This window comes from Kaistella solincola (assembly GCF_000812875.1).
Taxonomy (GTDB): Bacteria; Bacteroidota; Bacteroidia; order Flavobacteriales; family Weeksellaceae; genus Kaistella; species Kaistella solincola.
The window spans coordinates 218,893-234,861 of the sequence record NZ_JSYK01000002.1 but is presented as its reverse complement, the minus strand read 5'-3'; the positions used below and the strand labels follow the sequence as shown (position 1 = coordinate 234,861).

Sequence of the window (15,969 nt, the reverse complement as noted above, 5' to 3'; positions counted from 1 at the left end):
TTTAAATAATTATTGCAAAACCTGGCGAAAATCTTTCCAGAAATCAGGGTAGGATTTTTCCACCACGCTGGAGTTTTTTATTTCAAGTGGTTTAATGAGACAAAAAGGTGCAAAACTCATCGCCATGCGGTGATCATTGTACGTTTCGATAAAAATATGGTCATTTGCCTCGAAAAATTTTACGGAAGCGATGGAGTCATCCGTGATGTCGCAGATACAGCCAATTTTGAAAAGTTCATTTTTTAAAGCCACCAATCTGTCGGTTTCTTTCACTTTTAAAGTGGAAAGCCCCGTGATTTCAAAAGGAATTTGCAGCGCGGTCGCCGTCACACACAGAGTTTGCGCAATGTCCGGGCAGTCGTTCATATTGATTTCAATTTTTTCGGGCAAAATGAAAGAACTTTCCGTAAGGAGTGAAATTTTGCTTTCAGCGCCTTCGGAAATGGTGTTTACACCAAAATTTTTCCAGTAAATTTCTTTGATGACGGAATCGCCCTGCAATGAGTAGGGACGGAAAGATTTCAAATTGATGCTTTTGCGACCAATCGCCGCGAGCGAATAATAATAGGACGCCGAGCTCCAGTCGCTTTCCGTGTGAATTTTGATGGTTTGCGGATCTTTTTGACTTAAATCTCCGGCATAGATTTCAATCGTTTGGTCATTCCATTCCGTCGTAATTCCGATCGTCCGAAGGAGTTTTAAGGTCATTTCTAAATAAGGCCGCGAAGTAATTTCGCCAACCAAATTTATTTTCAAACCGTTTTCCAGTTTCGCACCGATTAACATTAATGAGGAAATAAACTGGCTGGAGACGTGCGCAGGAATAGAAACTTCATTTTTTCCGAGTTTTTTGCCGGTAATTTTTAAGGGCGGAAAACCTTCATTTTCGAGGTAAGAAATTTCAGCACCCAAATCTCGCAGCGCCTCAACCAAAAACTTGATGGGTCTTTGTTTCATGCGTTCAGAACCGGTTAAAACCTTAGTTTTTCCTTCCTGAATTGCAAAATAAGAAGTTAAAAAACGCATGGCGGTGCCGGCATGGTGAATATCAATCGTTTCGCTGTTGCTTTCCAACGCAGATTGCAAAAGTTGCGTGTCCTGCGAAGTCGACAAATTTTCGATGATGAGATTGTCGTAAAGTTGGTTGAGGATCAGGAGACGGTTTGAAATACTTTTCGAACCGCTGATTTCAACGGTTTCATTGTCTTTTAAAATTGATTTTTCCAGCTGCATTTTTCTGTCTTTCACCGAAAAGCAAATTTCGCGTGGTTATTTTAGTTTGTTATTATTCTGGTGCCGCTCTTTGTCGCGCACGGTTTTGCTTTTCATTTTCCGGTCGAAAGCCTGCTGAAGATCGGTGCCGGTTTGGTTTGCCAGGCATAAAGTCACGAAAAGTACATCCGCAAGTTCTTCACCTAAATCCTTCGTTTTATCAGATTCTTTTTCGCTTTGTTCGCCATATCTGCGCGCAATAATTCGCGCTACTTCGCCCACTTCTTCGGTAAGCATCGCCATATTCGTCAGCTCATTAAAATAGCGGACGCCGACGGTTTTTATCCAGTCATCAACCTCGTTTTGTAGTTTGGTAATTTCCATTTTTTGCTGCTTTTAGGCCGGAATTTTTTTTATTGATAAGCGCCGAGACTTGGTTTTACCAGCCGCGAAATTTTTACAATGTCTAACGGAACAGTTGCGGCGACTGAGACATTTCCTTTTCCTTTTGCGGGCGAATCATCTTTCAGCCTTAAATTCATTTTTTCGGCGAAATAATTCTGGAATTTCGGGTCTTCGTTTTTAAGGGAATTAATGACATTTGGATTTGAATCGAAATTAAATCCGGCGTTTGTGCTGTATTTAAGCAAAGAGTTCTGGATTTGATAATTGAAAACCTGTCCCGAAGTTGGTTTAAAAACCACTGCATTTTCGCGCTTGTTATAAATAATGGAATTTCGGATGTTTAAAGTTAAAGCACCTTGTTCCGGGGAAGTTCCGTTATTAAATTCGTTTGTGGCATACAAGCCAAGCGCCGGCAAAGACGGATTTAAATCCCAGTAATTCGCGAGCGTGGAATGAATGATATTGTACGTTCCGCCTTTAAAAATACCAAAATCCGCTTCGCCGCAATTGTTCATGACCAGATTTTTAGCGTTTACAACAGAATTCACGGCGTAAATTCCATATTCCTGATGCGTGTGAATGATGCTGTTTTCGATGTTCGCTGTCGCCTGATTAAGTTCCAACCCACGCGTTCCGCCGAAAATTTTGGCGTAATTCATAGTTAATTTCGCATTTTCGTCAAGCGAAATCCGGTTCCAGTTTTTCGGAATGGTGTCGTAACGCGGATCATTTCGGTCACCGCGGAAAATTACTTCATTGCCCAAATCTCCGGTAATATTTAAAGTCGCGTTTTTTGAAATTTTCAAGCTGCTGTTTTTAAAAAAGTAAACCTTGGTTCCTTTTTTTATGTCTAAAGTTTTTCCGCTCGCAAGCGTCAAATCACCGAATATAATTTTTGCTTTTTCGTTGCTCCAAGTGGTATTTTCCGAAAGAATATTCGGATTGGTTTTGCTTTGAATAAAAAATTCTGCGTCCCGAACCACAGAAAACAAGGTGATTTCCTGAGTTCCGGCGGCGCTTTTTACGCTGATGAAATCTTCGGCAATTGCTTCCGGAGCGTTTGCAACGGGCGCAATTTCAACAAAAATATAAAGACTGTCTTTTTTTCTTAACAGAACCTCGCGGAACGTGGTGCCGGATTTTCCGTCAACATTAATTCTATACAGAGAATTTTCGCCCTTTTTAAGGGAAATTTCAGGAATCAGCACATCCTTGTTTTCGTCGTTGTACAGTTTCACCGCATAAGTTTCGGAACGAACCTGATTATAAACCGTGTCCAGAAAAACCGTGTCTGCGGAAACGCGCAGAAGTTGGCTCGGACCTTCAAAATTGAGGTCATCGCGCGTACAGCTTAAAACCGCCAAAAGCAGAAAAAAAACGGTGGCAAGAATGGTTTTATAGCGGTTCATAGACGAAAGAATACTGATTTTTCAAATTTAATTAAAATTGTTGAGGTGAAGACTTTAAAATTTAATAGGAGTTGTATTTGCAAATTAAAAAAATAATTGTACTTTTGCGGTCTAAAATTTAGCAGAGAAATACCATTACTATTTCGAAAGCAAAGCTTTAATTATTAATAATAAAATAAGTTATGAAAAACGGAATCCACCCAGAAAATTATAGACTTGTTGTTTTCAAAGATATGAGTAACGACGAGGTGTTTCTTTGCAAATCTACAGCAGATACCAAAGATACGATTGAATATGAAGGAGAAACTTATCCATTGGTAAAAATGGAGATCTCTTCAACTTCTCACCCTTTCTATACCGGAAAAGTGAAATTAGTTGATACCGCAGGTCGAGTTGACAAATTCATGAACAAATACAAAAAATTCGCGAAATAAGCGCCGAATTTTTAGAACTAAAGTCTTTCAATTTTTTTTGAAAGACTTTTTTTATTCCAATTTTTTGAAGTTATTTTCGGTAAAAAATGGTATTTTTATTTGCAATTTTTTATCGATTATCTTACAGCCAACACCTAACATCTATCACATGCAGCTTGTTTTTTCCGATGCCCAGTTCTGGGAAGATTTTTTACCGCTAACTTTCACACGCCCCGTCGCAGAAATGCGTTGCGGAATTCTGACATTCTCCGAAAGATGGCAGAAATTGCTGGAAATTTCCGATGTTTCTTACTTGACGGAAGATTATCTGCAGGAAAAATTTAAAAAATATGCCGCTAAAGAGAGCATTTTTTTGGTTCCGAACTTTTTACCAACGCCTGCGATTTTAGCTCAGATAAAAGATTTGAAATTGGGTGAAGCTTTGGTTTACAAGGATGAACTGCTTGCAGTGCGAATTAATATGGAGAATTTCTCTCTGAGCCAAATTAATAAAATGACGGATATTGAGGAACAAATTTTATTTTTCACGCAGCCGACGGATTTATTTTCCTTTAATGACAAGGCGTTGGATTTTGATTTTGAATTGCTGACGCAAGGCACAACTTCGCAAAAGCTTTCTGCAACGAATGGATTTTTGGGCGACGAAAAAGATTTATTTATTGAAGAAGGCGCCGAGGTAGAATTTTCAACTTTGAACACCAAAACCGGAAAAATCTACATCGGTAAAAACGCAGAAGTGATGGAAGGTTGCAACCTGCGCGGCCCGATTGCACTTTGTGAAGGATCGAAATTTAATTTAGGTGCGAAAATCTACGGTGCGACTACGGTTGGTCCACACTGTAAAGTGGGCGGTGAAGTGAATAATATTGTGATTTTTGGTTATACAAATAAAGGCCACGATGGTTTTATCGGGAATTCTGTAATTGGAGAATGGTGTAATCTCGGTGCTGATACCAATTCCTCGAACCTTAAAAATAATTACGCCGTCGTAAAACTGTGGAATTATAAAACGAAAAAATTTGCCTCTACAGGCCTGCAATTTGCGGGTTTGATTATGGGGGATCATTCGAAATCTGCGATCAATACTCAATTTAACACCGGAACGGTAGTTGGTGTTGCAGCGAATATTTTTAAATCCGGTTTTCCGCCAAATTTAATTGAGAGTTTTTCCTGGGGCGGAATGAAAGGTGACGAGAAATTCAAGCTTGAAAAAGCCTATGAAGTTGCTGAACTGGCGATGGCGCGAAGAAAAGTTCCGTTTACAGAAACCGACCAGAATATCCTGAAGTATATTTACGAAAATTACTGATTTTAGCGGCTAGAAATTGCAGCCCGACCTGAGTGGAGCTCTTTTTTTGTTATTGCGACTGGAAAAAAGTTCAATGGATTGCTTCACTTCGTTCGCAATGACAAAAAAAAGCGGGAACGGAGGGCGGAAATGTCTGCCAAAATAAATTACACTTTGACATTCGACGCCGTCAAAAAGCTGCCCAAATAAAACTTTCTATAAAAGCAACAGATTGCTTCACCATTTGTGTGGCTCGCAATGACGCTAAAATTTTTATCTTTGCAAAAATTTTCTCACTTAAACCGTTTATAGCATGCAACTGTATAACACCTTAAGCGCAGAAGAAAGAGCCCAGCTTATTGATGAAGCCGGTAAGCAGCGTCTTACTTTGTCTTTCTATGCGTACGCCAAAATCCCAAATCCTAAGCAGTTTCGCGACGAATTATTTATAGCCTGGAACGCCCTCGATGCGCTGGGCAGAATTTATGTGGCGCACGAAGGTATCAACGCTCAGATGAGTATTCCGGAGGAAAATCTGGCTGCTTTCCGCGAAACGCTGGAAGTATATGATTTTATGAAAGGCATTCGGCTGAATGAGGCCGTGGAGCACGATGACCATTCATTTTTGAAATTAACCATTAAAGTGCGGCATAAAATTGTGGCCGACGGTTTAAATGATGAAACCTTTGATGTTACCAATAAAGGAATTCACCTGAAAGCAAAAGAATTCAATTCTTTACTTGAAGATCCAAATACGATTGTCGTAGATTTTCGAAATCACTATGAAAGTGAAGTCGGACATTTTGAAGGTGCCATTACGCCGGATGTGGAAACTTTCCGGGAAAGTTTGCCGATCATTAATGAAAAACTACAGGATTTCAAAGAAGATAAAAACCTGCTGATGTATTGCACCGGCGGAATCCGTTGTGAAAAAGCGAGCGCTTATTTCAAACATCAGGGTTTTAAAAATGTTTATCAGCTTGAAGGTGGAATCATCGAGTATACGCGCCAGATTAAAGAAGAAAATATTGAAAGCAAATTCATTGGTAAGAATTTCGTTTTCGATCACCGACTTGGTGAAAGAATTACTGAGGATATTGTTTCGCAGTGTCACCAGTGCGGAAAACCCTGTGATAATCACACGAACTGTGCTAATGAAGGTTGTCATTTGCTTTTCATTCAGTGTGATGAGTGTAAAGCTGCCATGGAAAACTGCTGTTCTGCCGAATGTCAGGATATTATTCATTTGCCGTTGGCGGAACAGATAAAATTGCGAAAAGGCGTTCAGGTTGGTAATAAAATTTTCCGGAAAGGAAAATCTGAAGCGTTGAAATTTAAAAAGTCCGGCGAATTACCAAAAAAAGCGCTTGCAAAGGCGGAAAAAAATATCCGACAGAAAATCAGTATAAAAAAAGTGTTGCTGGGCAAAGCTGAACATTATTATACCAAATCTAAAATCGCACAGTTTTTACTTGAAAATGGTGAGATTAACATTGGTGATAAAGTCTTGATTTCCGGACCAACAACAGGTGAACAGAAATTTAACATAACTGAAATTTTTGCCAATGGTGAAGCTTGCGAAACCGCAAAAGCCGGTGACCAGATTACTTTCCCGGTTCCGTTCAGAGTTCGCCTGTCTGATAAACTTTTTAAAATCTTAAGCTAATGACATCTTCAGGAAAAATCGAACTGATGGCACCTGCGGGTGATTTCACATCAATGCAGGCCGCTCTGGATAACGGTGCAGATTCTATTTATTTCGGTGTGGAGCAGCTTAATATGCGGGCGCGCGCTTCCATTAATTTCACCATTGATGATTTACCGGAAATTGCGCAAAGATGTGCTGAAAAAGGGGTTAGAACGTATCTTACTTTAAATACCATCATTTACGATCACGATTTATCGCTCATTAAAACGCTTTTAGACAAAGCAAAAGCCGCAAATCTCACTGCGGTGATCGCGATGGATCAGGCGGTGATTTCTTACGCGCGACAAATCGGCATGGAAGTGCATATTTCTACGCAGATCAATATCACCAATATCGAAACCGTGAAGTTCTACGCGCTTTTTGCCGATACGATGGTGATGAGCCGTGAACTTTCTATCATGCAGGTGAAAAAAATCTGCGATCAGATTGTTAAAGATGATGTTCGCGGACCATCGGGAAATTTGGTTGAAGTGGAGATTTTTGGTCACGGCGCTTTGTGCATGGCAGTTTCGGGGAAATGCTATTTGAGTTTGCATTCGCATAATTCCTCTGCAAACCGTGGTGCGTGCAAGCAGAACTGTCGTAAGAAATATACCGTAATTGACCAGGAAACCGGTTTTGAAATCGAGCTCGATAACGAATATATGATGTCGCCAAAGGATTTGTGCACCATCAATTTTTTAGATCATGTGGTAGATTCTGGCGTAAAAGTCTTGAAAATTGAAGGTCGTGGCCGTGCGCCCGAATATGTGGCAACGGTTACGAAATGTTACCGCGAAGCGATTGATGCAGTTGCAGACGGAACTTTCAGCCCGGAAAAAGTTGCGGACTGGATGGCAAGACTTGAAACGGTGTATAACCGAGGTTTCTGGGCGGGCTATTACCTTGGTCAGGAATTGGGCGAATGGTCCAATGTTTCGGGTTCAGCGGCAACTCAAAAGAAAATTTATATCGGAAAAGGCAGACATTTTTACCCAAAATCCAATGTTGCAGAGTTTCTGGTGGAAGCGTATGATCTAAACGTGGGCGATCGCGTTTTAATCCAAGGTCCTACGACCGGTTCCCAGGAAATGGTTTTAGATGCAATGCTTGTGGACACAAAACCTAACGCATCGAAAGCTTCGAAGTCGGACGTAATCACTTTTAAAACCGAATTTAAAATTCGTCCGTCTGACAAGCTTTACAAAATCGTAGAGAATAACTGATGGTCATCGTAACCTTGCAGCGTGAAAAATGCATCGGCTGTAATTATTGCGCGGAATTTGCGCCGGAATATTTCCGGATGTCGAAAAAAGACGGCAAATCGGTTTTGCTGAAAACGGTGGATAAAAAAGGTTTTTTCACCCTTAAAACGCCTTTTTTTGAAGCTTTTGAACCTTGTGAAAAAGCCGCAAAAGCCTGTCCGGTGAAGATTATTTCTGTAAAGGAAATTTAGAAAAAATGACCAAAACAGCCCTGAGAAAATTATATTCGGAGAAAAAAATGAACCTTAGTTTGGCTGAGGTTCAAAATTTATCAGAAGAAATTTTCCGGAATTTTAATGAAAAATTTCAGCTTTCCAACGGGCAGAAAGTGCATTGTTTCCTATCCATTTCGAAAAAAAAGGAGGTTGAAACGGCATTTTTTTTAAATTATTTTTTTCAAAAAAATATCCGGGTTTTTGTGCCGAAAATTGTGAATGAAAAAATAATCGCAATAGAAATCTTAGCGGAAACGCCGCTGGTAACCAATTCCTGGGGAATAAAAGAACCGGTCGGTAATGAAGATTCAGGTGTTAAAGATTTCGATTTGGTGATTATGCCTTTGCTTTACGCTGATAAAAAGGGAAACAGAGTTGGTTACGGCAAAGGATTTTACGACCGCTTTTTAACGAACATTAATGAAAATGTGCTGAAAGTGGGCGTTAGTTTTTTTCCGCCGGAAAGCGATGTTGAAGATATTTCTGAGTTTGATATTCCGCTGGATTATTTGGTAACACCGACCGACGTGCTGTCTTTTGGCAATTTTGAATCAAAATCAACAAAGTAGAACTTAAATTCTTTCTGGAATTTCACCGGTGACGGTTTCAAAACATATTGCGCGGTTTTTTCGAAAGTTCCCAGCGACCTGTTTTTACTGTCAAAATATTCCACGCTGAACTGCGCAAAATCCAAAGTGTCTTTTTCGTTCATTTTCTTGGAAACCTTAATGTTTCCGACTTTCGCGGTTTTTACCTTCAAACTGTCGAGCTGCGACAAAATTGCGGTAAGTTTCATGGAATCCTGATCTACAAAATAACTTTTAATCATCTGCGCGTAAATTACCGAATCGATTTCTGTGTCTTTGTTTCCTGAGGTATAGAGCGTAGATAAATCCAGCAATTCCTGAATTTTTTGTTTGGTGATGGTGGTAATTGCCTGTGCGCTGTCCATTTTTGTTACGGGGTAAGACAATTGGTTGTTGTTATTTCTTACAATTTCGAGATCAGAGCGTTGTGGTTCTTCTTTTTTGCACGCAACAAAGAAGAAGAGCATGGTGAATGCAATAAAAAATATGTTAGTTAATTTTTTCATCGGTAGCGATTTTAAATTTAATCATTATAATTTTATTCGATTTATCATCCTTAGTTTCAATTACTTCCAGATTTTCAAGCGAAGTTGAAGGTAAAGTTACGAGGTTGATGTACCGCTGTTTATCCATTGTTTCTACGCCGTAGGTTTCATTGTCATAAACCTGGTAAATCAGGGCATCATCGCTGATCAGATAGTTAAGTGTTTCTCTTTTACGTTTCAAATCTTTTATGGATTTGGAATAATAGAAAAGCATAATCGCGTAATCGTTCGGCTTCAGCTCAATGGTTTCGGCTTCAGGTGCAGTTTCGAGGTTTCTGTGAATGGTATCGGTGCGGTAATAAGGGGAGGAAACGACCATTGTCAGGCTTTTTGACTGCGTGGTGTAAACGAAAGGCTCATTCGGTTTCGCGGTGTAAACGATTGGCGACTCGTTTTCCTTCAGGATTTGCACCTGCAGTTCCGCATTGATTTTGGAGTTTCGGTCTGCGTCTATAAAACTGTAATAGAATTTTTTGCTGAAAAGTTCATCTTTGAAACCAAGGAGACCAACCAAAATTGCCAAAACGAGCGAAATTCCCAACCAAAGATATTTTTTTACAAGAGAGAATGTGCCTTTTTGCTCCGTAGTGTCGTAAGAGGAAAAAGTTGGTCCGTTTTTGTTAACGTTTTGAATATCAGTTGTAGAGTTTTGTAAATCATAATTTTCTACCTGCTTTTCAACGGTTTTTTCTGAAATTTTAGGCTTAGGTGCCGGATTTTTTTCTTCCTCTTCAATTTCCGGTGCATTTTTAATATCCTGAGATAAAATTTCCTCCAGATTTTCGTCTTCCTCTTCGAGGTCCTTTAAGATCTCGTCGGAGAAAAGATGGTTTTTCTTGAAATCATACCAAGATACGTAACCCGCATAAACAGAAAGAATATTCAGCATATCAATCCGCGGTAATTTGGTTACCGGCGAGTTTTTAAAGTAGGTGTAAAAAGTTTTTTCGCTGATATTTCCTTTGGCGATTTTTCGTAAATCTTCCTGAAAATATATGATGTCAATGCCCTTCCATTTTGAAATATCATCAAAGGAGGGCGTATGGTTTTCTAAATACTGAGTTTGAACCTCATTTTTTAGCTGTTCGAAGTGTAATAAATCTAAATCGCTCAATTGCAGAATAGGTGTAATTTATTGATTTTCAGTAGTCCTTTTTTGTAAATCGGTTTTACAAATATAAAACAATTAATTTTCGGAAACAAATTTTTTTCTCGCTATATCTTTGTCCTGTTCAAATTAATGAACGCAAACAAGAAACAAACAATTAAATTTAATTTATTATGAAAAAATCATTTTTCGCAGCTGCTATTGCTGCTGTAGCTTTAGTAGCTTGTAACAAAACTGAAACTGTAGAAACTGCTAACGCAACTGATTCTTTAGAAGTTGTTGCTGATTCTACAATCGAAGCAATCGATTCTACTGAAACTGCTGCTGTTGATTCAGTTCAGGCAACTGCTGAAGCTGCTACTGATTCAATCAAAGCTGACGTAGAAGCTGCTAAATAATTATTTTAGCTTCCAATAAAAACCGCCCGCTTCAGTGCGTGGCGGTTTTTTTATTCTTAAATGAATAACGCTCCCACCTGGCGCCAAACACATAATGCAATTCTATTTTAATTATTCTTCATCATTTAAAGATAAGTTTTATCCTTAACATGATATATTGAGGAACCTTAAAAAGGCAGGTTTTTACTTTAAGATGTTGAAAATCAGCTTTGTTTTTTTGTAAAATATTTTTACAAGGAGATTACAAGTAATTTTCAGAAACAATTTTTTTTCTCGCTATATCTTTGTTCTGTTCAAATGAATGAACGCAAACAGAAAACAAAACAATTAAATTTAACTTATTATGAAAAAATCATTTTTCGCAGCTGCAATCGCTGCTGTAGCTTTAGTAGCTTGTAACAAAACTGAAACTGTAGAAACTGCTAACGCTTCTGATTCTGCATCTGCAACTCTTGCTGATTCTGCTGCAATGGTAGCTGATTCTGCTGCTACTGTTGTTGATTCTGCTGCTGAAGTTACTGTTGACGCTGCTAAAGATGCTGCTTCTGCTACTACTGACGCTGCTGCTGACCAAGCTAAAGATGCTGCTAAAGGTGCTGCTGATGCTGCAACTGGTGCTGCTGATGCTGCTAAAGATGCTGCTAAAGATGCTGCTGACGCTGCAAAATAATCTTAGCTTAAAGCTCACAAAAAAAAGCCGTTTCTTTTTAGAAACGGTTTTTTTTATTTCATTTTCTGTCTTAAAATTTCATAGCTGCAAATTGCGACAGCGTTGCTCAGATTCAGAGAATCTATACTTCCAGCCATTGGGATAATGGTGTTTAAACCTTTCCCCAGCCAAAAATCGGTGAGCCCCGAATGTTCAGTACCAAAAATTATGGCGCTTTTCTGGCAAAAATTTCGGTTTTGAAGCGGCTCTGCGCTTTCATCCATAAAAGTGGTGTACACATTAAAGTCGTTTTCCTTCAGGAATTCCGCGACTTTTTCATTGCTTGAAGCGAAAATATTCATTCCAAACAAACAGCCCACGCTGGAGCGGATGACATTAGGATTAAAAAAATCGACCCTGGAGTCGGTAATAATTAAAGCTTCGATGCCGAAAGCTTCACAACTTCTTAAAATTGCGCCCAAATTGCCCGGTTTTTCTACACTTTCTACGATAATCACCGCCGAATTTTCTGAAGGTTTAAAATCTTCAAGCTTGGTTTCCGGCGTTTTGTACACCCCGATTATTCCTTCCGAAGTGCCTCGATACGCGATTTTATCATAAACTTTATCTGAAACCAAATGAATTTTTCCGTCTGGAAGCTGGTCTTTGAAAATACTTTCAGCGATATAAAATTCCTGGTTTTTAAAGCCGAATTTTTGCGCGCGCTCATTTTCCTGTTTTCCTTCCACGGCAAATACGCCTTCTTTTTTCCGGAAACGGTTGTCCGAAAGGAGGCGTATCACATATTTTATCTTCTCGTTCTGGAAACTTTCAATCAGCATCATTTACAATTGATTATTTTCTTCTTTTTCATCAAAAAGACTGATTTCAGATTCATCGTTTGCCCGTTCTAAAAGCGCTTCCGGCAGGTGTTTTCGCGTTGATGCTCCTAATTGCTTAATCCGCTGTACGCTGCCAACGAGATTTCCGCGACCGGTTGTTAGTTTCTTCATTGCATTTTCATAATCACCTTTAGCGTCATCCATCTTTTTTCCGATTTTCAAAAGATCGCTGACAAATCCTTCGAACTTATCGAAAAGTGCGCCTGCCTGCCGCGCAATTTCTTCAGCATTCTGGTTTTGGTCAGCCCTTTTCCAGACATCTGAAATAAGTTTCAAATAAGCAATGAGATTTGTGGGACTTAAAAGAATGATATGTTTTTTATATGCATAGTTCCAAAGTTGTGTGTCGTACTGAAGCGCGGTCAAGAAAGCCGGTTCTACCGGGATGAACATAATGGTAAAATCCAGAGATTCCTTCAGATGATCATATCTTTTCAGCGCAAGGGTGTCAACATGCTTTCGTACAGCGGCGATGTGAAGCTTGAGATTTGCATTTCTGTCATCTTCATTTTCTGCAGAAACCATTCTTTCGTAGGCATTTAGCGATACTTTGGAATCGATGATTACAATTTGGTTTCCAGGAAGTTTCAACATAAAGTCGGGCCGTTGGTTTTCCCCGTTTTCATTTTTAATATTGAACTGGGTAAAATATTCGCGGTCTTTTGTAAGACCGGAATCTTCCAGAATTCTTTCCAGAATCAATTCGCCCCAATCGCCTTGGGTTTTGGTTTGCCCTTTAAGCGCGGTGGCAAGGTTGTTCGCTTCCTGGCTGATTTTGTTGGTTTGTTCCATCATCAGTTTGATGGTGTTATTTAATGAAAACCTTTCTCTGGCTTCATTATCATAAACTTCGTTTACTCTTTTTTTGAAAGTTTCCAGGTTTTCTCCAAGAGGTTTCAGTAAAAGGTCAAGATTTTCCCGGTTTGTTTCGGTGAATTTTTTCGTTTTTTCTTCCAGAATTTTTGTCGCAAGATTTTGAAATTCGTTTTTCGCCAGCTCCTGCATTTTGGTGATTTCCTCCTTTTGATTGTCGAGGGAATTTTTCAAAGTTTCATTGATGGCGCTGAGTTCAGAATTTTTACCAAAAATATCCTGCTTTTCAGCGATTAAATGGTTGATTTGCGCAGTCTGCTGGGCATTTGTTTCGCGCTGTTCATGAAATTGGTTTTGAATTGAAGAATATTCCGCGTTCAGCGTGGCAATTTCATTTTTAAGCTGGTTCAGAATTTCGGTTTGCGATTGATTGGTTTCTTTTTCCTTTTGAAAAAATTCGTTTAATTCCCGGATTTTTACCGCAGAATTTTCGAGTTCCGATTGCGTGCGGATGAAATTTTGATTGACGTCATCGTAAGTTTTTCGCGGCAAATGCGAGGATTTCAGCACAAAATATAAAATGACAGCGCCGATGATTGCGCCAAGAAGAATTCCTATAAATAAAGTCGTGATTTCCATATTTCAAAAATAGGGAGAAATAAGCGGATATTTTTAAATTGTGGAAAAATAGCTGAAGAATTCAACTTTTAAATTAAGGTTTAGCTTTCGAAATTTGATGGTGATATTTAAGATGCATCGGAATGGCGGCCGAACCATACCACGGCAAAATTTCTACGGTAAAAATGCCGTTTTTTATGGTGGGATCATTTTGAAGCAAGGCTGCGGCTTCTGTTTCTGTCGGCACATCAAGAAGAAAAATTCCGCGGTAATTCAAGGTGTTTTTTGTCGCGAAAGGACCGGCGAGTTTGAGTTTGCCACTTTTCTCCATCGCTGTCATATTTGAGAAATGACCTTCGAAAAGTTTTTCTCTTTCTTTTTTATCTGAAATCACGGCGTCATTTGGTCCGGTTTTCAAAATGACCAACATATAGTTTTTCATTCCTCGCTGATCGGCGCCAAGAGAGTCCGCTAACCTTTGATTGAATTTTTCTCCAGGAATCTTCACCTGCGCGGTGAAATTTGCAAAAAGCAAAAAAAGGGCTATAAAGGGCAGAATTTTTTTCATGATATTAATGGTTTGAAAGATGCTTAAGCATCGATTTTTAAAAATTCTTTAGCAAGCTCAATCATTTTCGGATCACCGGTGTATTTCCCGTGTTCGTCCGAAAGTTTTACGGTGGGAATCCAATCGCCGGTGATGGATTGTGCTGCGATTAATTTCATCACGATATTCATCGGTTTTAAGCCGACATCATTGGTTAAATTGGTGCCGATACCGAAAGAAATCCCGATTCTGCCTTCGCAGGCTTTGGTGATTTCTTCTACTTTCTCAAGGTTTAAACCATCAGAAAAAATAATGTATTTAAAGAGTGGATTGATGCCGTTTTTCTTGTAATGGTCGATGGTTTTGTTGGCAAATTCTATCGGGTCTCCGCTGTCGTGCCGAACACCATCAAAGAGTTTTGCAAATTTCTTGTCAAACTGCCGGAAAAAAACTTCGGTGGTGTAGGTGTCGGAAAGTGCCACTCCCAAATCACCGCGGTAAACATCAACCCAATGTTCGAGCGAAAGTGCGTTTGCCATTTTGAAGCCATATTCGGCGCCATGAAACATGAACCATTCATGCGCGTGCGTGCCGATGGGTTTTACACCATATTTCATCGCAAAATGCACATTGGAGCTGCCAATAAAGTTTCCGGAGGAATTATTTTTCACCAGCGATTCCACGACCAAATCCTGAACTTTGTAGGAATGACGGCGACGCGTCCCAAATTCCGCGAAAGTGACATGAAGGTTGTTAAGCTGACCGGCCTTTTCTAAAGTATTCTGGATGACAAATTCATCGGAATTGCGCTGCATATTATTCATTTCGTAATGCAGTTCGGAAATAAGCGCGAGAATTGGAACTTCCCACAAAATGGTGCGGTACCATTGGCCTTCCACAGTGACTTCGAGATTATCTTCGGTCTGAACGATTGAAACTTCTGAAGGATCGTAATGATAGCCTGCAAGAAAATCGAGATACGGCATATCGAGATACGGACACATGATCTGCAGAAATTTCTTTTCGTCGCGCGTCAGCTTCAATTCAGCCATGGCATTGATGCTTCGGCGAAGTTCTTCGGCGAAACCGGGTGGAAAATAATGTTTGCCGCGGTTGATGAACTGATATTTTACTTTTTCGTTGGGAAAGAGTTTAATTACGGCATTCTGCATGGTGATTTTATAAAAATCATTGTCGAGAATTGACCTTAAACGGACTTCACTCATATATATAGGTTAGTGTAAGAGCAAATTTAGAAATTCAAAACCAATAAACTGGTAAAACGGGATTTTTAGGCAAAATAGCGGCAAATAAATATTTTTAAATGAGGAAAACTTTTAGCCGGTTGATATATATAAATAGATATGCTAAAAATTTTAATTAAAAATTAAAAGAAAGGCACGTTTGCCAATTCGAAAAAAAATTGTATTTTTGCCCCCTAAAATAAAAAGCAATTAAATGCCTACTATTCAACAACTAGTAAGAAAAGGAAGAGTCTCGCTTGCCAAGAAGAGCAAATCGGCTGCCCTTGAATCTTGTCCACAAAGACGAGGTGTATGTACAAGAGTATATACCACCACCCCTAAGAAACCTAACTCTGCACTTAGAAAAGTAGCAAGGGTAAGACTTTCTAACGGTAAAGAAGTTAACGCCTATATCCCGGGCGAAGGACATAATCTTCAAGAGCACTCGATAGTATTGGTTAGAGGCGGAAGGGTGAAAGACCTACCGGGAGTACGTTATCACATTGTTCGTGGAGCTTTGGACACCGCAGGTGTAGCTGGAAGAACTCAGAGAAGATCTAAGTACGGGGCTAAGAGACCAAAACCAGGTCAGGCTGCTGCAGCACCGGCAAAAGGTAAGAAAAAGTAATCACTAATTTTTAAG

18 protein-coding genes are annotated in these 15,969 nt (G+C 39.5%); 9 read left to right on the top strand and 9 right to left on the bottom strand.

All coding sequences use genetic code 11. The features are described 5' to 3' along the window. Positions 1–9 precede the first annotated feature (9 nt). Genes OA84_RS02060 through OA84_RS02050 form a run of 3 tightly spaced genes read right to left on the bottom strand, consistent with a single transcriptional unit; the run spans position 10 to position 3,026 of the window. On the bottom strand, positions 10–1,233 hold the full coding sequence (locus tag OA84_RS02060) for a 3-phosphoshikimate 1-carboxyvinyltransferase (RefSeq protein ID WP_039341640.1): 1,224 nt from the start codon (positions 1,231–1,233) through the stop codon (positions 10–12). 36 nt (positions 1,234–1,269) lie between these two features. Next, positions 1,270–1,596, bottom strand: coding sequence for a nucleotide pyrophosphohydrolase (locus OA84_RS02055; RefSeq protein WP_039341637.1), 327 nt, complete (start codon positions 1,594–1,596; stop codon positions 1,270–1,272). A gap of 29 nt (positions 1,597–1,625) precedes the next feature. Next, positions 1,626–3,026: a hypothetical protein gene (locus OA84_RS02050; protein WP_039341633.1), complete on the bottom strand. Its 1,401-nt coding sequence runs from the start codon at positions 3,024–3,026 to the stop codon at positions 1,626–1,628. Positions 3,027–3,208: 182 nt separating this feature from the next. On the opposite strand from OA84_RS02050, the gene OA84_RS02045 reads away from it, so the two are divergent. The 6 genes from OA84_RS02045 to OA84_RS02020 all read left to right on the top strand — a co-directional run bounded on the left by OA84_RS02045 (position 3,209) and on the right by OA84_RS02020 (position 8,484). After that, positions 3,209–3,460 carry a type B 50S ribosomal protein L31 gene (locus OA84_RS02045; RefSeq protein ID WP_039341630.1) on the top strand — a complete coding sequence of 84 codons (252 nt, stop codon included), beginning with the start codon at positions 3,209–3,211 and terminating at the stop codon, positions 3,458–3,460. A 148-nt stretch (positions 3,461–3,608) separates the two neighbouring features. Further along, a complete protein-coding gene (locus tag OA84_RS02040; protein WP_039342640.1) occupies positions 3,609–4,769 on the top strand; it encodes a GlmU family protein in 1,161 nt (386 codons plus the stop codon). A 292-nt stretch (positions 4,770–5,061) separates the two neighbouring features. Continuing rightward, on the top strand, positions 5,062–6,414 hold the full coding sequence (trhO, locus tag OA84_RS02035) for an oxygen-dependent tRNA uridine(34) hydroxylase TrhO (protein ID WP_039341628.1): 1,353 nt from the start codon (positions 5,062–5,064) through the stop codon (positions 6,412–6,414). Beyond that, positions 6,414–7,661, top strand: a complete 1,248-nt coding sequence (locus OA84_RS02030; protein ID WP_039341626.1) for a peptidase U32 family protein — start codon at positions 6,414–6,416, stop codon at positions 7,659–7,661. Before trhO ends, OA84_RS02030 begins: the two co-directional genes overlap by 1 nt. Next, entirely contained in the window at positions 7,661–7,891 is a 231-nt protein-coding gene (locus OA84_RS02025) for a ferredoxin (protein WP_039341625.1), read from the top strand. The genes OA84_RS02030 and OA84_RS02025 overlap by 1 nt, the downstream gene beginning before the upstream one ends. A gap of 5 nt (positions 7,892–7,896) precedes the next feature. After that, positions 7,897–8,484, top strand: coding sequence for a 5-formyltetrahydrofolate cyclo-ligase (locus tag OA84_RS02020; RefSeq protein WP_039341623.1), 588 nt, complete (start codon positions 7,897–7,899; stop codon positions 8,482–8,484). Here OA84_RS02020 and OA84_RS02015 read toward each other — a convergent pair. Together OA84_RS02015 and OA84_RS02010 are read right to left on the bottom strand one after the other, a co-directional pair. Next, entirely contained in the window at positions 8,421–9,008 is a 588-nt protein-coding gene (locus OA84_RS02015) for a hypothetical protein (protein ID WP_039341621.1), read from the bottom strand. The two genes, OA84_RS02020 and OA84_RS02015, sit on opposite strands and share 64 nt — an antisense overlap. After that, a complete protein-coding gene (locus OA84_RS02010; protein WP_039341619.1) occupies positions 8,992–10,161 on the bottom strand; it encodes a hypothetical protein in 1,170 nt (389 codons plus the stop codon). Before OA84_RS02010 ends, OA84_RS02015 begins: the two co-directional genes overlap by 17 nt. 167 nt (positions 10,162–10,328) lie before the next feature. Between OA84_RS02010 and OA84_RS02005 the strand changes: the two genes are divergently transcribed. Together OA84_RS02005 and OA84_RS02000 are read left to right on the top strand one after the other, a co-directional pair. Continuing rightward, positions 10,329–10,553 carry a hypothetical protein gene (locus tag OA84_RS02005; RefSeq protein ID WP_039341617.1) on the top strand — a complete coding sequence of 75 codons (225 nt, stop codon included), beginning with the start codon at positions 10,329–10,331 and terminating at the stop codon, positions 10,551–10,553. 343 nt (positions 10,554–10,896) lie between these two features. Beyond that, positions 10,897–11,223, top strand: coding sequence for a hypothetical protein (locus tag OA84_RS02000; RefSeq protein WP_039341615.1), 327 nt, complete (start codon positions 10,897–10,899; stop codon positions 11,221–11,223). Between the two features lie 53 nt (positions 11,224–11,276). Here the strand turns inward: OA84_RS02000 and OA84_RS01995 are convergent, their stop codons facing one another. The 4 genes from OA84_RS01995 to pncB all read right to left on the bottom strand — a co-directional run bounded on the left by OA84_RS01995 (position 11,277) and on the right by pncB (position 15,308). Then, positions 11,277–12,044: a TrmH family RNA methyltransferase gene (locus OA84_RS01995; protein ID WP_039342638.1), complete on the bottom strand. Its 768-nt coding sequence runs from the start codon at positions 12,042–12,044 to the stop codon at positions 11,277–11,279. A gap of 3 nt (positions 12,045–12,047) precedes the next feature. Then, entirely contained in the window at positions 12,048–13,556 is a 1,509-nt protein-coding gene (rmuC, locus tag OA84_RS01990) for a DNA recombination protein RmuC (protein ID WP_052252068.1), read from the bottom strand. A gap of 73 nt (positions 13,557–13,629) precedes the next feature. Continuing rightward, positions 13,630–14,103: a YciI family protein gene (locus tag OA84_RS01985; protein ID WP_039341613.1), complete on the bottom strand. Its 474-nt coding sequence runs from the start codon at positions 14,101–14,103 to the stop codon at positions 13,630–13,632. 23 nt (positions 14,104–14,126) lie between these two features. Beyond that, positions 14,127–15,308: a nicotinate phosphoribosyltransferase gene (pncB, locus tag OA84_RS01980; RefSeq protein WP_039341611.1), complete on the bottom strand. Its 1,182-nt coding sequence runs from the start codon at positions 15,306–15,308 to the stop codon at positions 14,127–14,129. 232 nt (positions 15,309–15,540) lie between these two features. On the opposite strand from pncB, the gene rpsL reads away from it, so the two are divergent. Continuing rightward, on the top strand, positions 15,541–15,954 hold the full coding sequence (gene rpsL, locus OA84_RS01975; protein ID WP_034718671.1) for a 30S ribosomal protein S12: 414 nt from the start codon (positions 15,541–15,543) through the stop codon (positions 15,952–15,954). Positions 15,955–15,969: the final 15 nt, after the last annotated feature.